General features: G+C 71.0%; 10 protein-coding genes. 7 read left to right on the forward strand and 3 right to left on the reverse strand.

Annotated elements, in window-relative coordinates; all coding sequences use genetic code 11:
* Positions 1-85: 85 nt before the first annotated feature.
* The 3 genes from dnaA (at position 86) to ACWD3I_RS28615 (ending at position 4,340) form a co-directional block, all read left to right on the forward strand.
* Positions 86-1,897 (forward strand): chromosomal replication initiator protein DnaA, encoded by a 1,812-nt coding sequence (dnaA, locus tag ACWD3I_RS28605; RefSeq protein ID WP_365397983.1) that lies wholly within the window; start codon positions 86-88, stop codon positions 1,895-1,897.
* A 107-nt stretch (positions 1,898-2,004) separates the two neighbouring features.
* Positions 2,005-2,457, forward strand: a complete 453-nt coding sequence (locus ACWD3I_RS28610) for a hypothetical protein (protein WP_266887404.1) — start codon at positions 2,005-2,007, stop codon at positions 2,455-2,457.
* A gap of 89 nt (positions 2,458-2,546) precedes the next feature.
* Positions 2,547-4,340 (forward strand): chitinase, encoded by a 1,794-nt coding sequence (locus tag ACWD3I_RS28615; protein ID WP_365397986.1) that lies wholly within the window; start codon positions 2,547-2,549, stop codon positions 4,338-4,340.
* Here ACWD3I_RS28615 and ACWD3I_RS28620 read toward each other — a convergent pair.
* The gene (locus ACWD3I_RS28620) at positions 4,279-5,148 is read right to left on the reverse strand and encodes a phosphatase PAP2 family protein (protein WP_365397989.1); all 870 of its coding nucleotides are present in this window, start codon (positions 5,146-5,148) and stop codon (positions 4,279-4,281) included. The two genes, ACWD3I_RS28615 and ACWD3I_RS28620, sit on opposite strands and share 62 nt — an antisense overlap.
* Positions 5,149-5,339: 191 nt before the next feature.
* Positions 5,340-6,674 (reverse strand): 4-aminobutyrate--2-oxoglutarate transaminase, encoded by a 1,335-nt coding sequence (gene gabT, locus ACWD3I_RS28625; protein ID WP_365397992.1) that lies wholly within the window; start codon positions 6,672-6,674, stop codon positions 5,340-5,342.
* A 298-nt stretch (positions 6,675-6,972) separates the two neighbouring features.
* Here gabT and ACWD3I_RS28630 point away from each other — a divergent pair, with 298 nt between their 5' ends.
* The 3 genes from ACWD3I_RS28630 (at position 6,973) to ACWD3I_RS28640 (ending at position 12,873) form a co-directional block, all read left to right on the forward strand.
* Positions 6,973-9,387 (forward strand): type IV secretory system conjugative DNA transfer family protein, encoded by a 2,415-nt coding sequence (locus ACWD3I_RS28630; protein ID WP_365397995.1) that lies wholly within the window; start codon positions 6,973-6,975, stop codon positions 9,385-9,387.
* Between the two features lie 132 nt (positions 9,388-9,519).
* Positions 9,520-11,106, forward strand: coding sequence for a PucR family transcriptional regulator (locus ACWD3I_RS28635; RefSeq protein ID WP_365397998.1), 1,587 nt, complete (start codon positions 9,520-9,522; stop codon positions 11,104-11,106).
* A 321-nt stretch (positions 11,107-11,427) separates the two neighbouring features.
* Positions 11,428-12,873: an aldehyde dehydrogenase family protein gene (locus tag ACWD3I_RS28640; RefSeq protein ID WP_365398001.1), complete on the forward strand. Its 1,446-nt coding sequence runs from the start codon at positions 11,428-11,430 to the stop codon at positions 12,871-12,873.
* 200 nt (positions 12,874-13,073) lie between these two features.
* Here ACWD3I_RS28640 and ACWD3I_RS28645 read toward each other — a convergent pair whose 3' ends face one another.
* A complete protein-coding gene (locus tag ACWD3I_RS28645; RefSeq protein ID WP_365398004.1) occupies positions 13,074-15,926 on the reverse strand; it encodes a glycoside hydrolase family 3 C-terminal domain-containing protein in 2,853 nt (950 codons plus the stop codon).
* Positions 15,927-16,252: 326 nt separating this feature from the next.
* On the opposite strand from ACWD3I_RS28645, the gene ACWD3I_RS28650 reads away from it, so the two are divergent.
* The gene (locus tag ACWD3I_RS28650) at positions 16,253-17,953 is read left to right on the forward strand and encodes an extracellular solute-binding protein (RefSeq protein WP_365398007.1); all 1,701 of its coding nucleotides are present in this window, start codon (positions 16,253-16,255) and stop codon (positions 17,951-17,953) included.
* Positions 17,954-17,967 lie beyond the last annotated feature (14 nt).

The following is a 17,967-nucleotide window of genomic DNA, read 5'->3' on the forward strand; positions in this document are numbered from 1 at the left end:
CTGCGCCGGACGCGAAGTGTTGCGCCACGCGTCACAGTTGCCAGTTGTCGCAACGCTCGGTACGAGGGAGATCAGGGGGATCGGCATGGGCAGTCTCGTGCCCTTGGGAGGCGATCTGCCGGACGGGGGGCGAGCGCTCGCGGAGGCGTTACGCGGCCTGTTCGGCGGACTGGGCCTCAGCGTCCGCAGATACGCCACCCGGCGGCACCGGGACGCCGGTTCGGTGTCCCGGTTCCTCAACGGCAGCCGCGTACCGCCCTGGGAGTTCGTCAACGACCTGATCGGCGACGTGACCGAGCAGCAGGGACAGCCGCCCACCCCCGAAGCCATGGAGCTGCTGCGCCGACTGCATCGCGAGGCCCTCGCCGAGAGCGGTTCCGCCTACGGCAGGGTCCAGCTCCTCGAGGACCAACTCGCCGACGCCGACCGCCAGTCCGTGGAGTCCACCGATCTGGTGCGAGCCCTGGAGAGGGCGTTGGCGAACGCGCAACACCGCGCCGCCGACCTGGAGTTGCAGCTCCGTCAGCTGCACGGCCGCCAGGACGACCGGATCGCCGAGAAGGACAAGTCCCTTCACCTGTACGAGGACCAGGTGACCGCGCTGCTCAGGGAGCGGCAGAACCTGCTGCGGGAGGTGGAGGCGCTCGGCGAGCAACTCCAGGACGCGCACGCCCGCCGGGCGCGGGCCGAGCGCCGCTGCGAGGAACTGGAGCGGCAGCTGGTCGTGGCCGAGGAGCTGTGGGAGGAGGAGAGCGGTGAGGCCGACGACGGCTCAGCCGCCCCCGGTTCCGGCACACCGGCGCAGGACGACGGCCCCGCCACCGGCAGTGGGCTCGACCCCCGGTACCGTCTCGAGGCCTTTGTCGCGGGCGAGGCCAACCGCTTCGCGCACTCGGCCGCCACCGCCGTGGCAGAGGCCCCCGCCAAGCTGTACAACCCGCTGTTCGTCTACGGCACTTCGGCCATCGGCAAGACGCATCTGCTGCACGCGATCGGGCAGCGCACGCACCGTCTGCACCCGGACAAGCGCGTGTGTTACGTGACCGCGGAGGAGTTCGGCGACGAGTTCGCCCGGGCCGGTAACGACCGCGGCCTCGACCGATTCCGCCGCCGTTACCGGGGCGTGGACGTCCTCCTGCTCGACGACATCCAGTTCCTGGCGGACCGACAGCCGTTGCGCGAGGAGTTCCTCCATACCTTCGACGCGCTGCACGCCGCGAACAAGCAGATCGTGCTGTCCTCGGACCGTCCGCCCAAGCAGCTCACCGAGCTCGGGGACCGGCTGCGAAACCGGCTGGAATCCGGGCTGATCACCCATGTCCAACCCCCCGACCAGGAGGCCCGGATCGCGCTGCTGCGACACAAGGCGGACCGGGACGGACTCGTCGCCGCGCCCGAGGTCCTGGAGTACATCGCCTCGCAGATCCAGCGCAACGTCCGCGAGCTCGAGGGCGCGTTGATCCGCGTGAGCGCCTTCGCTTCCCTGAACCGGCAGCCGATGGACGTGCCGTTGGCGGAGAAGGTCCTCAAGGACCTGGTCCCGGACCGCGTGCCGACGCGGGAGGAGGACGTCGTGCACCTGATCATCGACGAGACCGCCCACTACTTCGGTGTCACCTCCGACGACCTGCGCGGACGGAACCGCGGTCGCGCCATCGTGACGGCCCGCCAGATCGCCATGTACCTGTGTCGTGAGCTCACCGACGTGTCGACACCGAGGATCGCCACCGTCTTCGGCGGGCGTGACCCGGGGACGGTCGAACACGCGGATCGCAAGATCCGCAACCTGATGGCCCAGCGCCGGTCCGTCTACAACCAGATGACGGAACTCACCGCGCGTATCAAGGACGCCGGCGGCCTGAGCGTCGACCGGCCCGCCCTCCCCGCTCCCATGTGATCCGGTTCACTCCAACGGGGTTGTGAAACCCGCGTAATGCCTGCCCGGGACCCCCCTCTCCCTCGTGGACGCGATCCGCGTCCACGAAGGAACAGGGAGGTCTTCTCATGACTGGGGCGAAGACGGCGGTCGAGTGGCTGGCATCGGTGGCACCGGATCCCGACGCCTGCCGCTGGGAGTGGGAGCGCAATCCCCTCGGGGTCGCGCTGCTGCCCGCCGGCAAGGCCTGGGACGTACTCATCCTGCCGGGTGAGCTCGGATACCCCACGCTCGACGTCCTCACCCGCATCATCGACCAGCCCGGCCCGGTGCTGGTCGACTTCGGCGACGCCCGGATGGGCTTCCTCGTGCCGCCCGGTACCGCCGCACGCTGGGTCGGCACGGGCATCCGCACGGCCGGCGCCGGCACCTGGATCGTGGTGCCGTACCCGGGACGCTCCACCGGCGGCGTCCGCTGGCTGGTCCCCCCGGACGGTTCCGGCACGCTCACCGACCCGGCACTCCTCGAACTGGCGATGCACGAGGCGGCGGCGGGTCTGGCCACGGAGGGGGACGGGTAACCGACCGCGGGAGGTCTTGACAACTGAATTGGTCTGGACCAAATTGGGCGCGCTCCACCCCTCCAATTCCCCCAGTTCCGGAGGTATTCGTGGATCGCTCCAGACCTCTCGTCGCCGCTCTCACGGCCACACTGCTGGCAGCGGGCGGCATCACCGCGCTCTCGTCGGCCGCCCGTGCGGCCGACGCGGACCTCGCCCGCAACGGCGGATTCGAGGCAGGCCTCGACTCCTGGACCTGTTCGGCCGGTACGACGGTGAGCAGCCCGGTGCGCAGTGGTGTCTCCGCGCTCCAGGCGACCCCGGCCGGCAGCGACAACGCCCGGTGCGCCCAGACGGTGACCGTGAAGCCCGACTCCCCGTACACCCTCTCCGGATACGTCCGGGGCTCCTACGTCCACCTCGGCGCGAGCGGCACTGGCACCACCGACGTCTCCACCTGGACCCAGTCCGCCCCGAACTGGCAGCAGCTCACCACGACCTTCCGCACCGGACCGGCCACCACCAAGGTCACGATCTACACCCACGGTTGGTACGGCACCGGCGCGTACCACGCCGACGACATCTCGCTCACCGGACCCGGCGTCGACGCGGGCCTGCCCCCGGCCGCGCCCACCGGTCTGACCGTCGGCACCGTCACCTCCTCCAGCGTGGCCCTGTCCTGGCCGGCGACCGCGGGCGCCACGGGCTACGCCGTCCACCGCGACGGAGCGAGGGTCCAGACGGCGAGCGGAACCTCGGCCACGGTCGCCGGACTCTCCCCCTCGACCGCGTACAGCTTCCAGGTCAGCGCGCTCAACGACGCCGGCGAGTCCGCCAGATCCGCCGCCGTCACCGCGACCACCACCGCCGGCTCCGGCGGCTCGGCCGACCTCCCCGCCCACGCCCTGGTCGGCTACCTCCACGCCAGTTTCGCCAACGGCTCCGGCTACACGCGCCTGGCCGACGTCCCCGACAGCTGGGACGTCATCGACCTGGCCTTCGGCGAGCCGACCTCGGTCACCTCCGGGGACATCCGCTTCGACCGCTGCCCGGCCGCCGAGTGCCCGAACGTCGAGAGCGACGCCGAGTTCAAGGCGGCGATCAGAGCCAAGCAGACGGCCGGCAAGAAGGTGCTGATCTCCATCGGCGGCCAGAACGGCCAGGTCCAGTTGACGACCACGGCGGCCCGGGACGCCTTCGTCACCTCGGTGTCGAAGATCATCGACGAGTACGGACTGGACGGCCTGGACATCGACTTCGAGGGCCACTCGCTCTCCCTGAACGCCGACGACACCGACTTCAAGAACCCGAGGACGCCGGTGATCGTCAACCTGATCTCGGCCCTGAAGACGCTGAAGGCGAAGTACGGCTCCCGGTTCGTGCTGACGATGGCCCCCGAGACCTTCTTCGTCCAACTCGGCTACCAGTACTACGGCACCGGCAAGTGGGGCGGCCAGGACCCGAGAGCGGGCGCGTATCTCCCGGTGATCCACGCGCTGCGCGACGACCTGACCCTGCTGCACGTCCAGGACTACAACTCGGGCCCGATCATGGGCCTCGACGACCAGTACCACTCCATGGGCGGCGCCGACTTCCACATAGCCATGACCGACATGCTGCTCACCGGCTTCCCGGTCGCGGGCGACGCGAACAACGTCTTCCCACCCCTGCGCCCCGACCAGGTGGCGATCGGCATGCCGGCGTCCACGAACGCGGGCAACGGACACGTGGCGCCCGCCGAGGTCACCAGGACCCTCGACTGCCTGACGAAGAAGACGAACTGCGGCGCGTACCCCACCCACGGCACCTGGCCCACCCTGCGCGGCCTGATGACCTGGTCGGTCAACTGGGACCGGTACGGGAACTGGGAGTTCCAGCGGACGTTCGACGGCTACTTCGGCTGACGGCCAGGACGTAACCGGTGAGCAGGACCGTGGAGAGGCACCAACTGGCCACGACGTCCAGTGGCCAGTGGTAGCCGCGGCGGACCAGCCCGTAGGAGACGCCGAGGACGAGGACGCCGTACGAGAACACGATGGTGCGGCGAAGCCATCCGGCGCGCAGCCAGGGGAGGAGAAGCAGGGTCGCGGCGCCGTAGGCGACGGCTGCCGTGGCCGTGTGGCCGGACGGGTAGTAGCCGGTGGCCGGTGGTACGACCGGGGTGCCGGGGCGGTCGGTCAGTTCCTTGATCGGGACGATCAGGGCGGGGACCAGAGCCATCAGCAGTGCGGCAGCGGCGGACGGCTGCCACCAGCGATCTGTACCGATGCGGCGGGCCCGCCAGGCCGCGTATCCGAGCGCCACGGCCAGGACCGGGACCGCGACCTGGACATTGCCGAGGTCGGCGAGGAGTTCCGAGGCGCGGTCGGGGTGGACCAGGGCGCGGCTGACGCGTTCGTCCAGGCGCACCAAAGGGCCGTCCTCGACGATCTGCCAGGTGATCAGCGCGAAGAGGACGGCCGGAAGGCCGAGAAGAAGGAAGGGAAAGAAGGAGGTCGGCCACCCCGGAACAGGGGGGGTGGTTCCGGGGTGGCCGTCCGGACCGGATCGTCGCGCGCCCCGGGGGGTTTGGGGCGGGCGACCGTCCGATCGGTGAGGAGATCCGGAGCCGGAGGCTCCGGTTGTGTGCGCGAGGGCACGACCAGGTCGAAGCTGGGGAGGCCCCGGCCTGATGTCGCCCACAGTCCCCTGTGGGCGGGGTGTATCTCTCATCTGGGTAGAACCTACGGCAGCCGATGGGGCTACGACAGCCGGAATCGCGTCCTGACAGATACCCCGCACACCTTCTTCACACGCTCTGACGGCGGCCGCCCCAGACCCGGAATCCGCTGTGGATTCGGGGCTGGGGCGGGTGCGACGGGTGTGACCTGGGGCGGGGTACGCCCCGTGTTCCTCCTGGGGCGTCAGACGCGCGCGAAGGCCTGCTCGATGATGTCGAGGCCCTCGGTGAGGAGGTCCTCGCCGATGACCAGCGGCGGCAGGAAACGCAGCACATTGCCGTAGGTGCCACAGGTAAGGACCAGCAGGCCCTCCTGGTGGCAGGCCTTGGCGAGGGCGGCGGTCGCCTCCGGGTTGGGCTCCTTGGTGGCGCGGTCCTTGACGAGCTCGATGGCGATCATCGCGCCACGGCCGCGGACGTCGCCGATGATGTCGAACTTCTCGGCCATCGCGGTGAGACGGGCCTTCATCGTGGCCTCGATGTTCTTCGCCCTGGAGTTGAGGTCGAGCTCCTTCATCGTCTCGATCGAGCCGAGCGCACCGGCACACGCCACCGGGTTGCCGCCGTAGGTACCGCCCAGGCCACCGGAGTGCGCGGCGTCCATGATCTCGGCACGGCCGGTGACGGCGGCGAGCGGCAGACCGCCCGCGATGCCCTTGGCGGTGGTGATCAGGTCCGGGACGATGCCCTCGTCCTCGCAGGCGAACCACTGGCCGGTACGGCAGAAACCGGACTGGATCTCGTCGGCGACGAAGACGATGCCGTTGTCCTTCGCGAACTTGCTGAGCGCCGGCAGGAAGCCCTTGGCGGGCTCGATGAAGCCGCCCTCGCCGAGCACGGGCTCGATGATGATCGCGGCGACGTTGTCCGGGCCGACCTGCTTGGTGATCTGGTCGATGGCCTGCGCGGCCGCCTCGGGACCGGCGTTCTCCGGACCGGTCGGCCAGCGGTAGCCGTAGGCGACCGGGACGCGGTAGACCTCGGGCGCGAAGGGGCCGAAGCCGTGCTTGTACGGCATGTTCTTCGCGGTCAGCGCCATCGTGAGGTTCGTACGGCCGTGGTAGCCGTGGTCGAAGACGACGACGGCCTGGCGCTTGGTGTACGCACGGGCGATCTTGACGGCGTTCTCGACGGCCTCGGCACCGCTGTTGAACAGCGCGGACTTCTTGGCGTGGTCACCCGGCGTGAGCTCGGCGAGGGCCTCGGCGACCTCGACGTAGCCCTCGTACGGCGTGACCATGAAACAGGTGTGGGTGAAGTCGGCGAGCTGGGCGGAGGCCCGGCGTACGACGGCCTCGGCCGAGGCGCCGACGCTCGTCACGGCGATGCCGGAACCGAAGTCGATCAGGCGGTTGCCGTCGACGTCCTCGATGATGCCGCCGCCCGCCCGCGCGGTGAACACGGGCAGCACCGAGCCCACGCCCTGCGCGACCGCGGCGACGCGGCGGGCCTGCAGCTCCTGCGACTTCGGGCCGGGGATGGCGGTGACGATCCGGCGCTCCTGCGGAAGTGCGCTCATGAGGGGCTCCTGGGGGTGTTGCGAACGGGGTCTTTGCGGACGCTTCTCTTCTTTTCTCGCAGGCTAGGACGGAGGACGGGGGGTGGGCATGCTCCATGTGGGCGTTGTCGGGGGGGTCGGGTTGTCCGTGGTGGACATAGCGGCGTGGATCGACCCGGTGGCGCCGGGGGACCGAGACGATCCGGTCGGCGACCGTCCGCTCCATGGACGTCGGCCGCGTAAGCGGTGAACTCCCCTTGCGGGGGCGTTAGATTGACGACTGGTGATGGACGGAACGGCTGGTCAGGGAACGAGGGCGATGGACAGGGACGGGACGCAGGACGCGCGGGGTACGCATGCGAATCCTGTGCCGCGTCCGGCGGGGCCGCCGGACGTGCCGCACGCGCCGCCGAGGCCGGCGCACACTCCGGGCGCGTCCGTGGTCGACTGGCTCGACGAGGCCCGGCCCGAGACCGAGCCCGGCATCTGGCGCTTCGGATACCGGATGCCGAAGGCCGCCTCGAAGGCGGAGCGGCTCAATCCGCTGACCGTCGCCGGCATGCTCATCCCGTTCGTCGTGGCGCTGGTGGTGTGGTCCTTCTGGCGGCGCGGCGGGCTCCCGTACCAGTTCACGCTGCTGCGGCTCTTCACCCCGGACGACTGGTGGTGGGGCGGCACGATGGCGTCACCGAAGCGGCTGGAGGGGCAGTCGCTGGAGTACCCGGGCGTGGAGGCACTCGAGGTCTACAGCGGTCTCTTCTTCGCCGTGCTCGTCTACACGGTGGGCCGGCTGGGCAGCTGGCCGGCCGTCGTGCGGCACCTCGTGACCCGCAAGCCCCAGCCCGCCCGCGCCCTGCTGGCCGCCCTGGGCGCCCTGATCACCCTCAGCTTCGTCTTCCCGGACGCCTTCCCCGGCGTCGGCTGGGACGCCCTGCCCGTCGTGAACCCGCTGTTCTCCCTCATCGCCCTCATCAGCGGCGGATACGGCGTCTACACCTCGCCCTGGGCCACGGACGCGCTGTACGCGCTCGTCACCGCCCTCGTCCTGTGGCCCTTCGCCCGGATCGGCGGCTGGTGGTCCCTGGCCCGTACCTGGCTCGCCGCCCGGCGCCGGGCCCGACAGGGGCAGGACCCCGCACCCGTCGCCGCGCAGCCCCGCGCCCGCTGGCCCGAGCTGCGGGAGGCCGGGCAGCACCAGGCCGCCGATCTGCTCACCGCCGAGGTGCTGGCCGGGCGGATGAACGACGTGGACTGCGCCCGTGTCGAGCGCGGCTGGAAGCGGGCCCGGAGCCAGGGCGGGCTCACCGCCTTCACGGACACCGTGCTGCGCCAGGGCGCCGCCGCGCTCACCCACCCCTCCGGTGCCCGCGACGTGTCCGGCCGCACCGCCCGGCACGACCTGCTCACCGGACAGGTCCGCATCGGACAGTGGGCCACCGCCGAGCGCACCCCGCGGGCCTACGGCGGCGTGGGCGCGGCTCTCGGGCCGGAGACCCTCGCCACCTCGCTGCTGGTCGTCGGGCCCTCGGGCGCGGGCAAGACCCGGCATGTGATCGCTCCGGTGGTCGAGTCCCTCACCCTGCAGGCTCTCACCGGCGGCTGTGCCGTCGTCGCGGTGTGCGGTGCGGGTACGCCGATCGGGGCGGACTCGTCGTACGACGTCGTGGTGCGCGTCGGCGACCCCGGCTCCGTGCACGACCTGGACCCGTACGCGGAGACCGACGATCCCGACGAGGCGGCCGCGCTCCTCGCCGAGGCGCTGGCCGGGGACCTCGACACGGTGAGCCCCGAGCGTGCGGCACGGGCCCTCGCCCAGCTCCTCGGTCCCTACCGGACCGCGTACGGGCACTTCCCGCCCCTGCCCGTTCTGCGTGAACTGCTCGAAGGGGACCCCGCTGTCCTCGCCGGGCTGCGCGAGCGGCTGGCGGACGAGCGGTTCGCGGTGATGCGTCGCGAGCTGGACGCCCGGGCGCGGCAGAGCGGCAACGCCGGTGACCCCGGTCCCGTCCTCGCCGACCGGCTGGCCTTGCTGGACCGGCCCGTGTTCGCCGGCTTCTTCGGTTCGGGCGGGCCGGAGGGCTCCGGTGGGGACGGGCCCCGTCCGTTCTCCCTGCGGGCCCTCGTCCACCACCCCCTGCGGGTCCGTGTCGACCTGCCCGAGCACGGCCACGCGGAGGCGTCCCGGCTGATCGCCCGGCTGGTGCTGGCCCAGTTCACCACCGTTGTACGGGAAGGGGCCCGCGATCACTTCGCCGGTCTGGTCCTCGACGACGCCACCGGCACCGTCACCCCCGAGTCCGTACGGCGGATCCAGCGGCTGCGCTCGCAGAACGCGGGTGTCGTGCTCGCGCTGCGCACGGTCTCCGACGTTCCGGAGGCGCTGCACGGGCCGCTGTTCGGGGCGGTCGGCTGCCGGATGGCGCTGTCCGGGGTGACGACCTGGGACGGCAGCCGCTTCGCCGACGCCTGGGGCACCGAGTGGGTGGAGACCAAGGACGTCGCCCAGCACACGGTCTTCGCCGATCAGCCGATGACCCGGGCCATGCACGCCCTGCGCAAGCTGGTGACCGGCAAGGCGGTGACGACCGAGGCCGTCACCGTCCGCCAGGTCGAGCGGGAGCGGTGGTCCGCCTCCGAGCTGGCGCACGCCGTGCCGCCGGGGCACGCGGTGCTGTCGCTGACCGGTGCGAAGGGGGAGCACGCGCCGCCGTTGCTGGTCGATCTACGGGGTTAGGGCGGGGGCTCCGGCGCAAGGGCTCGCGGTGACCGGGTGACCGTACGGTGAGGCAGAATCGGCACAGGCCGTTCATACACGACGGCCAAGTGATCACAGGGCACGCCCGATCCCCGTAGACCTGAAGGCCTCATGCCACCCACGCTCGCCTCTCTCGTCCATCACTCCACGCTCAAGCTGACCGTGCGGGCGGGCGAGGACCGGCTCGACGTCCCCGTGCGCTGGGCGCATGTCAGCGAGCTCGCCGATCCCGTGCCGTACATGGAGGGCGGGGAGCTGCTGCTGATCACCGCGCTGAAGCTGGACGCGGAGGATCCGCAGGCGATGCGGCGGTATGTGAAGCGGCTGGTCGGGGCCGGGGTCGTGGGGCTCGGGTTCGCGGTCGGGGTCAACTACGAGGACATTCCCGAGGCGCTCGTCGACGCGGCCGCGGGTGAGGGGCTCCCGCTGCTCGAAGTGCCTCGGCGCACGCCCTTCCTCGCCATCAGCAAGGCCGTCTCCGCGGCCATCGCCGCCGATCAGTACCGGGCGGTGACGGCCGGGTTCGCCGCGCAGCGGGAGCTGACCAAGCAGGCGTTGACGGACGGTCCCGAGGGGCTGTTGTCCGCGCTCGCCTCGCAGGTGGACGGGTGGGCCGCGCTGTACGACGCGTCCGGTGCCGTCGTCGCCACCGCGCCGGAGTGGGCGGGGCGGCGGGCCGCACGGCTCACGGCGGACGTGGAGCGACTGCGGGAGCGGCCCGCGCCGGCCTCCTCCGTGGTCGGCGGCCCCGACAACGAGGACCGCGTCGAGCTGCACTCCCTGGGCACCGGGCGGCGGCCGCGAGCCGCGCTCGCGGTGGGGACGGCGGCGGCGCCGGGGACGGCGGAGCGGTACGCCGTCCACTCGGCGATCGCCCTGCTGACCCTGACCACCGAGCGGTCCCGGTCCCTGCGCGCCGCCGAGCAGCGGCTCGGCGCGGCGGTGCTGCGGATGCTGCTGGCGGGGGAGCCGGACCATGCGCGGGCGGTCGCCGGGGATCTGTACGGGTCGCTGCTGGACGCGCCGTTCCGGATGGTCGTCGCCGAGGAGGGGCGTGCCCCGGCGGAGGGCGACCTTCTGGGTGCCCTCGCCGAGGTCGTGGAGTCCGCGGCCGCGCGGGCCGGGGAGGCCGTGCTGGTCGTTCCGGAGGGGGAGCGGCTGGTGGTGCTGGCCGTGGACGGGGGTGCGGCGGTCGGGGCGTGCGGGGAGTACACCGCCGGGCTGGAGGCCGGGCGGGCGGTGGGGGAGCAGGGCGGCGCGGGGGACGGGGACGAGCTGGTCGTGGGGGTGTCGGCGCCGGTCGGGCCGGTCGCGGCGGCGGCCGCCTACAAGCAGGCCGAGCAGGCGTTGTCCGTCGCGCGGCGGCGGGGGCGGGTGTGTGTGGAGCATGAGCAGCTGGCGGCGGGGTCGGTGGTGCCGTTGCTGGCCGACGACGCGGTGAGGGCTTTCGCGGGAGGGTTGCTGCGGCCGCTGTACGAGCATGACGCGACCGGGCGGGGGGATCTGGTGGCCTCGCTGCGGGCGTGGCTGTCGCGGCACGGGCAGTGGGACGCGGCGGCCGCGGACCTCGGTGTGCACCGGCACACGTTGCGGTACCGGATGCGGCGCGTGGAGGAGATCCTCGGGCGGTCGCTGGACGATCCGGACGTACGGATGGAGCTCTGGCTGGCACTGAAGGCGACGTCGACGGAGCAGTGACCGCGGGGTTCTACTCGCCCCCGCCGCCCCTACCCGTTCCCGTCCCCGGGGGCTGCCGCCCCCAGACCCCCGCTTCGGCTCTGAAGGGGCCTCGTCCTCAAACGCCGGACGGTCTGAGTTGTACGGACCGGCGTCAGTGAATTCAGCCCCTCCGGCGTAAGGGCGGCGGGGGTGAAAGCAGCTCGGTGCCCACCCCCACTCCGCCAAACCGGCGCACCCCCACCCCCCACCACTCCGCCCCGGACAAACGCCGCTTCGGGCCCCCGCCCCTACCGTGGAGCCGAAAGCCAACGCACACCCCCAACGCGGAAGGGCCGGGACATGACTGCCACCCACGCCTTCTGGCTCGCCGGGCGCCAGGTCGCCGGCGAGGTCAGCTTCGATGTCAGCTCGCCGTGGGACGGGCGGATCGTCGGCAAGGTCAGCGTGCCGAGCGACGCCCAGACCGAGGAGGCCGTCGCCGCCGCGTACGCCGTACGGGACGAGTTCGCCGCCACGCCCGCCCACACCCGCGCCGCCGCCCTCGACCACGTCAGCCGGCGCCTCGTCGAGCGCACCGAGGAGATCGCCCAGCTGATCTCCGCCGAGAACGGCAAGCCGGTCAAGTGGGCCCGGGGCGAGGTCGGCCGTGCCGTCTCCGTGTTCCGGTTCGCCGCCGAAGAGGCCCGCCGCTTCAACGGCGGCGAGGCCCAGCGTCTCGACACCGACCTGGGCGGTCAGGGCCGGCTCGCGCTCACCCGCCGCTTCCCGAAGGGCGTCGTCCTCGGCATCGCGCCCTTCAACTTCCCGCTCAACCTGTGCGCCCACAAGATCGCCCCGGCGATCGCGGCCGGCGTGCCGATCATCCTGAAGCCCGCCCCGGCCACCCCGCTCTCCGGGCTCGTCATCGGTGAACTCCTCGCCGAGACCGAGCTGCCGGCCGGTTCCTGGAGCATCCTTCCCGTCCCGAACGACCGGATGCCCGCCCTGGTGCAGGACGAGCGGCTGCCCGTCATCTCCTTCACCGGTTCCGAGAAGGTCGGCTACGCGATCATGGACTCGGTGCCGCGCAAGCACTGCACCCTGGAGCTGGGCGGCAACGGCGCGGCGGTCGTGCTCGGCGACTACGCCTCCGACGCCGACCTCGACTGGGCCGCGACCCGTATCGCCACCTTCTCCAACTACCAGGGCGGCCAGTCCTGCATCTCCGTGCAGCGGGTCATCGCCGACGCGTCGGTGTACGACCGACTGCTTCCCCGGATCGTCGCCGCCGTCGAGGCCCAGGTCACCGGCGACCCGTCCGACGACAAGACCGACGTCGGCCCGCTGGTCAGCGAGGACGCCGCCAAGCGTGTCGAGACGTGGGTGGACGAGGCCGTCGCCGCCGGCGCCCAACTCCTCACCGGCGGCAAGCGCGACGGCGCCTCCTACGCGCCGACCGTCCTCACCGACGTACCGGACGACACCACGATCTCCTGCGAGGAGGTCTTCGGACCCGTCCTGACCGTGCAGAAGGTGGACGGTCAGGACGAGGCCTTCGCGGCCGCCAACGACTCCAAGTACGGCCTCCAGGCGGGCGTGTTCACCCACGACCTCCAGGTCGCCTTCCGTGCCCACCGGGCGCTCGAGGTCGGCGGCGTCGTCATCGGCGACGTGCCCTCCTACCGAGCCGACCAGATGCCGTACGGCGGTGCCAAGCAGTCCGGTGTGGGCCGCGAGGGCGTGAAGTTCGCGATGGACGACTACACCTACGAGCGGGTGCTCGTCCTCACCGGGCTCGCTCTCTGACCTGCGGGGAAAGACCGACGGCCGGAGCCCGCTGTGCGGGGGCTCCGGCCGTCGGCACATCCGTGCGCGACACCTCTAGCTAATGGGAACCATTTTCAGCTAAGGTTCTCGCAGCGACGGAGGCTCACCGTCCCGAAGAGGCCCGGCACCGATGCCTTCCGGTGCCGGGCCTCTTCTTTGTGCCGCTCTCCTCCGGACCCTCAGCCGGAGAAGCCGACACGCGCGAGCCGCAACGGGCCGCGCAGCCTGAGGTGGACGTCGTGCACACCGGAGGCCGTGAGCGCGGTGCGGAGCGTGACATGGTCGTACGGCCCTGACGTGGGCGTCTTCGGTGACAGCGTCGCGAGCGCCGGGCCGCCGTCGAGCGAGATCTCCACCGCGCCCTCGCCCGCCACGGTCACCGTCACCTCCGTGACACCCGCCCCGAAGTCGCAGGCGCGGTAGACCAGTTCGGCCGCCCTGCCGTTCGCCGGCGTCACCGCGTCGCCGGCCGCCTTCGTCCGGTCGACGATCGCGACACCGCTCTGCTCGTCGAAGTCGGCCCCGTCCAGGCCCCGTTCGACGACCGGGCGCGGTCCGCCCGGCTCCCCGTCCAGGAGAACCGTCGTACGCAGCCGCACGTCCTCGCTGGAGGCGGCCGCCATCAGGTCGTACGGCCCCGGCTCCAGGCGCCAGCGGCCGTGTGCCACGTCCCAGAACTCGAGTGCCGACAGCGGGACTTCGAAGGACAGCTCCGCCTTCTCGCCGGGGGCGAGCGTGACCCTGCGGTGCGCCACCAGCTCGCGGCGCGGGCGCGGGACCGAGGGGTCCGCGGCGCGGGTGTAGAGCTGGGCGACCTCGTCGGCCGTCACGTCCCCCGTGTTCATGACCGTGAAGGACACGTGCAAAGCCCCTTCCTCCGTACGGGACTTGAGATCCCCGTAGGAGAAGGACGCGTACGACAGGCCGTGTCCGAAGGGGAACAGCGGGGTGCCCTCGTAGTAGAGGTACGTCTGGCGGCCGCCGAGCACGTCGTAATCCAACAGGTCGGGCAGGTCGGCGTCGTCGGTGTACCAGGTCTGCGGGAGGCGGCCCGCGGGGGAGACGTCGCCGGCCAGGACCCGGGCCAGTGCGGTGCCCGCGGCCTGGCCGCCGTGGGACATCCAGAGCGCGGCCCGCAGCGGACCCGGCTGAAACGCGTACGGGTAGGCGGAGACCAGGGCCAGCACCGTGTTCGGGTTGGCGGCGCGGGCCGCCCGCAGCAGGCGGTCCTGGTGGGCGGGGAGGGCGAGGGTCCTGCGGTCCTCGGTCTCGCGGCCGTCGATGTGCGGGTCGTTGCCCGCGACCACGAGGACCACGTCGGCCTCGGCGGCGGCCCTGGCGACCGCGTCCTTTCCGTGCTCGGTGATGATCAGCGTGAAGATTTCGGGCTGATCGACGAGTTCCGCGTTTTCATCGGCAACCTTTACTCCGTCGGCGCCGACAGAGACGTGGCGACCCGTGCCGACATGCCTGAGGAGGTGTCCGTTCTCATGGGGTTCCAGCCGGAATGTCTCCTGGACGACCCAGCCTCCGGGCTGGTCGGCGGAGGCGCGCACATAGCCGTCCTCGGCGACCGAGAGATAGCGGCCGTCGGGAGCGCGCAGGGTCAGGACGCCCTCGCCCCAGTCGACCAGGGCGAGCTCGGTGCCGACCGCGTGGGTGGTGAGCGGCGGGAGGTCCGTACGGCCCGCGAGCAGTGCCGGGTCGAGGGCACCCTCGGCGCCGCGCACCGTGTCGTCGACGTGCGCTTCGGGCACATGGAGGAAGGTTTCGTCCGACGCCTTCAGCAGGACCCGGTCCACGCCCTCCGCGAACTGGATCCGGTCGGCGCCGAACCGCTCGTACAGGCCCTCCAGCGGGGTGGAGCGATGGATCAGCGTGCCGCTGTACCAGTCGAGCTTGCACTCGTCGGCGAGCAGGCCGACCACGGCGAGCCGGGTGTCCGCAGCGAGCGGCAGCACACCGTCGTTGCGCAGCAGGACGACCGACTGCTCGGCCGCCTCCTGCGCGAGGTCGCGGTGGGCCGGGGTGTCGAAGTCCCTGGTCAGGGCGTGCGGGTCGTACTGCGGGTCGAACTCGCCGAGACGGAAGCGGACCGAGAGCTGACGGCGGACCGCAGTGTCGATGTCGGCCTCGGTCAACAGACCTTGTTCGTACGCCTTCCTGACCCGTCCGGTGATCTGCGAGCTGTCCGTGCCGTGGTCGGTGAAGCTGTCGACGCCGGCCAGCAGCGAGGCCGCGGTGGCCTCCTCGTGGGTGTCGTAGTAGTGCTCGTGGTCGACCAGGTTGGAGGGCGCGCCCGCGTCCGAGCAGACCAGCAGGTCCTCGTCCGTCCAGGTGCGCAGGTGCTCGCGCAGATACGGACTCACGTGGTTCGGGCGGCCGTTGACCAGGTTGTACGCGGGCATCACCCCGGCCACCGCGCCCGCCTCGACGGTCTCGCGGAAGGCGCGCAGGTCGTACTCGTGCAGCACGCGCGGACGGACCGAGCTGGACGAAGTGGCCCGGTCCGTCTCGTTGTTGTGGGCCAGCCAGTGCTTGAGGACGGGGGCGGTGCGCCAGTACGTCGGATGGTCGCCGCGCAGCCCGCGGGTGTACGCGACGGCGATCGCCGAGGTGAGCTTCGGGTCCTCCGAGTAGCCCTCCTCGTTGCGGCCCCACAGGGGGTGGCGCAGGAGGTTCACCGTCGGGGACCAGACGTTGAGGCCGATGCGGTCGTCACGGGCCCGCATCGCGCGGACCTCCTTGGAGACGGCCTCGCCGACCCGTCGTACGAGATCCGTGTTCCAGGTCGCGCCCAGGCCCACCGCCTGCGGGAACACCGTCGCCGGGCCCATCCAGGCGACCCCGTGCAGGGCCTCCTGGCCGGTACGGAAGGCGTCGACGCCGAGTCTCTCGACCGCCGGGGCGAACTGGTGCAGAAACCCGATCTTCTCGTCGAGGGCGAGCCGCGACAGCAGATCGTCGATGCGCTTCGCGAACGGCAGATGCGGATCGCGGAAAGGCGGCGTGGGCGGCGGCTGTGCGGTCACGTGGGGTTCCCCTTGGAGTGGAGCGGTCGAGCCCTTTCGAAGCGCTTCGATGCTCATTCGACACCGGGGTGGGTGTCAAGGGAGCAACGCCATCACTTCAAGCGGTGCATAAGAAAAGGTCGCCTCCCGTACCGCGGAGGAATATTGCGAGCGACTCTTGTGCACCCACAGGGCTTCACTTAACCTCACAGCAACATCGAAGCGCTTCGACTACACGGTGACCGTCGAAGTCGAAGGAGCGCTTCAGCTCAGCCAGTTCCACTCAAGACACCGCAGCCGACGGCTCCTCCGCCGGGTGTCCTGGTGCGCCATGAAGGGTTGACGCAATGACGCCGAACGCCGCTGCCCCCTCCTCTGGTCCTTCCGGTCCCAGCCGGAGAAGCTTCCTCGCCTCCACCGCGGTGGCCACCGCAGCGGTGGCGGGCGGGGTGCCGCTGCTCTCCGCCTGCGGCGGTTCGGACAGTGACTCGCGTGACGGCACCACGTCGGGCAAGGACGCGAAGAAGATCCTGCCGGCGTATGTGGCCAGCAACGTGGTGACGCCTGACATCCCTGCCAAGAACGGCTCGGCGATCGGGTTCACCAGCAAGCTGGACCTCGCCACCCTGAAGACGTCGGTGACCAAGAAGCTCGGCAAGGGCGGCAAGGTCACCATCATGTCGCCGTTCTGGGGCTCCCCGCCGAAGAGCGGCAACGCCTACTACAAGGCGATGAACGAGCTGATCGGCGTCGACGTCGCCTGGCAGAACCAGGACGGCAACACCTACGACCAGAAGCTCGGCGCCATCCTCGCCTCCAGCGACATCCCGGACGTCGTGGTCGTCCCCGGCTGGAACATGAGCGGCAAGATACCCACCGCCATCATCAGCAAGTTCGCCGACCTCGGCCCCTACCTGTCCGGCGACGCGGTCAAGGACTACCCGAACCTCGCGGCCATCCCCACTGCCTCCTGGCAGCGCTCCATCTTCGGCGGCAAGCTGCGCGGCCTGCCGATGCCCGCGCCGTGGTCGCCCAGCATCGTGCCCCTCTACCGCAAGGACATCTTCGACAAGGAAGGGTACGAAATACCCAAGTCCTGCGACGAGTTCATGGCGCTGGCCAAGGAGATCACCAACGCCAAGGCCAAGCGCTGGGCGTGTCTGGACATGAAGTGGACCGCTTTCCAGGCCTTCGGTGTCCTCTCCGGCAGCGAGAAGCCGCTCGGCTGGAACCTCGTCGACGGCAAGCTGATCTACCGCGTCGAGACCGACGAGTACCTCGAAGCGCTGGAGTGGTCCCGCAAGCTGTTCGAGGCGGGGGTCGTCCACCCCGACTCCAAGATGGGCAAGAACGCCCCGGACCCGGGCCCCAAGTTCGCGGCCGGCGAGTTCCTGATCTACCCCAACAACATCTCCCAGTGGTGGGGCCGCACCGCCGAACAGGCCACCCAGAACCCGGACTTCAAGATCTGGGGCATGGACGTCTGGGGGCACGACGGCGGCAACCCCACCATGTGGGCCGAACAGCCCGCCGGCATCTTCGCCTTCGTCAACAAGAAGGCTTCCGAGTCGGTCATCCGTGACGTACTGGCCGTCGCGAACGTCACCGCGGCGCCGTACGGCACCAAGGAGTACATGATGACCAACTACGGCGTGGAGGGCACCCACTACACCGTCAAGGACGGCGTCCCCGCCAAGACCGACCAGGGCAACCTCGAGGTCATGAACGCCTACGTCATGGTCGCCAGCCCCGCCGCGACCCTCGCCCACCCCGACTTCCCCGAGGTCGCCAAGGGCCAGGTCGAGTGGGAGCAGCGGATGGGCGCCTTCACCAAGAAGTCCACCTTCTGGGGCATGCAGATCACCGAGCCCAACCGCTACACCAACCTCTCCAACGACTTCGAGCAGCTGGAGGACGACATCGTCCGCGGCCGCAAGAAGATCAGCGACATGCAGCAGGCCGTCTCCGACTGGAAGAGCAAGGGCGGCGACAAGCTGCGCGACTGGTACAAGCAGATCCTGGACGAGAACGGCTCTGCGGCCAGCTGACCCGGTACCGAGGC

Source organism: Streptomyces sp. NPDC002817, assembly GCF_053592055.1.

What these genes read in the sequence shown, in the direction of transcription:
- dnaA (WP_365397983.1), top strand. Translation starts at nt 86, where the DNA reads ATGGGCAGTCTCGTGCCCTTGGGAGGCGATCTGCCGGACGGGGGGCGA.
- ACWD3I_RS28610 (WP_266887404.1), top strand. Translation starts at nt 2,005, where the DNA reads ATGACTGGGGCGAAGACGGCGGTCGAGTGGCTGGCATCGGTGGCACCG.
- ACWD3I_RS28620 (WP_365397989.1), bottom strand. Translation starts at nt 5,148, where the DNA reads ATGAGAGATACACCCCGCCCACAGGGGACTGTGGGCGACATCAGGCCG.
- gabT (WP_365397992.1), bottom strand. Translation starts at nt 6,674, where the DNA reads ATGAGCGCACTTCCGCAGGAGCGCCGGATCGTCACCGCCATCCCCGGC.
- ACWD3I_RS28630 (WP_365397995.1), top strand. Translation starts at nt 6,973, where the DNA reads ATGGACAGGGACGGGACGCAGGACGCGCGGGGTACGCATGCGAATCCT.
- ACWD3I_RS28635 (WP_365397998.1), top strand. Translation starts at nt 9,520, where the DNA reads ATGCCACCCACGCTCGCCTCTCTCGTCCATCACTCCACGCTCAAGCTG.
- ACWD3I_RS28640 (WP_365398001.1), top strand. Translation starts at nt 11,428, where the DNA reads ATGACTGCCACCCACGCCTTCTGGCTCGCCGGGCGCCAGGTCGCCGGC.
- ACWD3I_RS28650 (WP_365398007.1), top strand. Translation starts at nt 16,253, where the DNA reads ATGACGCCGAACGCCGCTGCCCCCTCCTCTGGTCCTTCCGGTCCCAGC.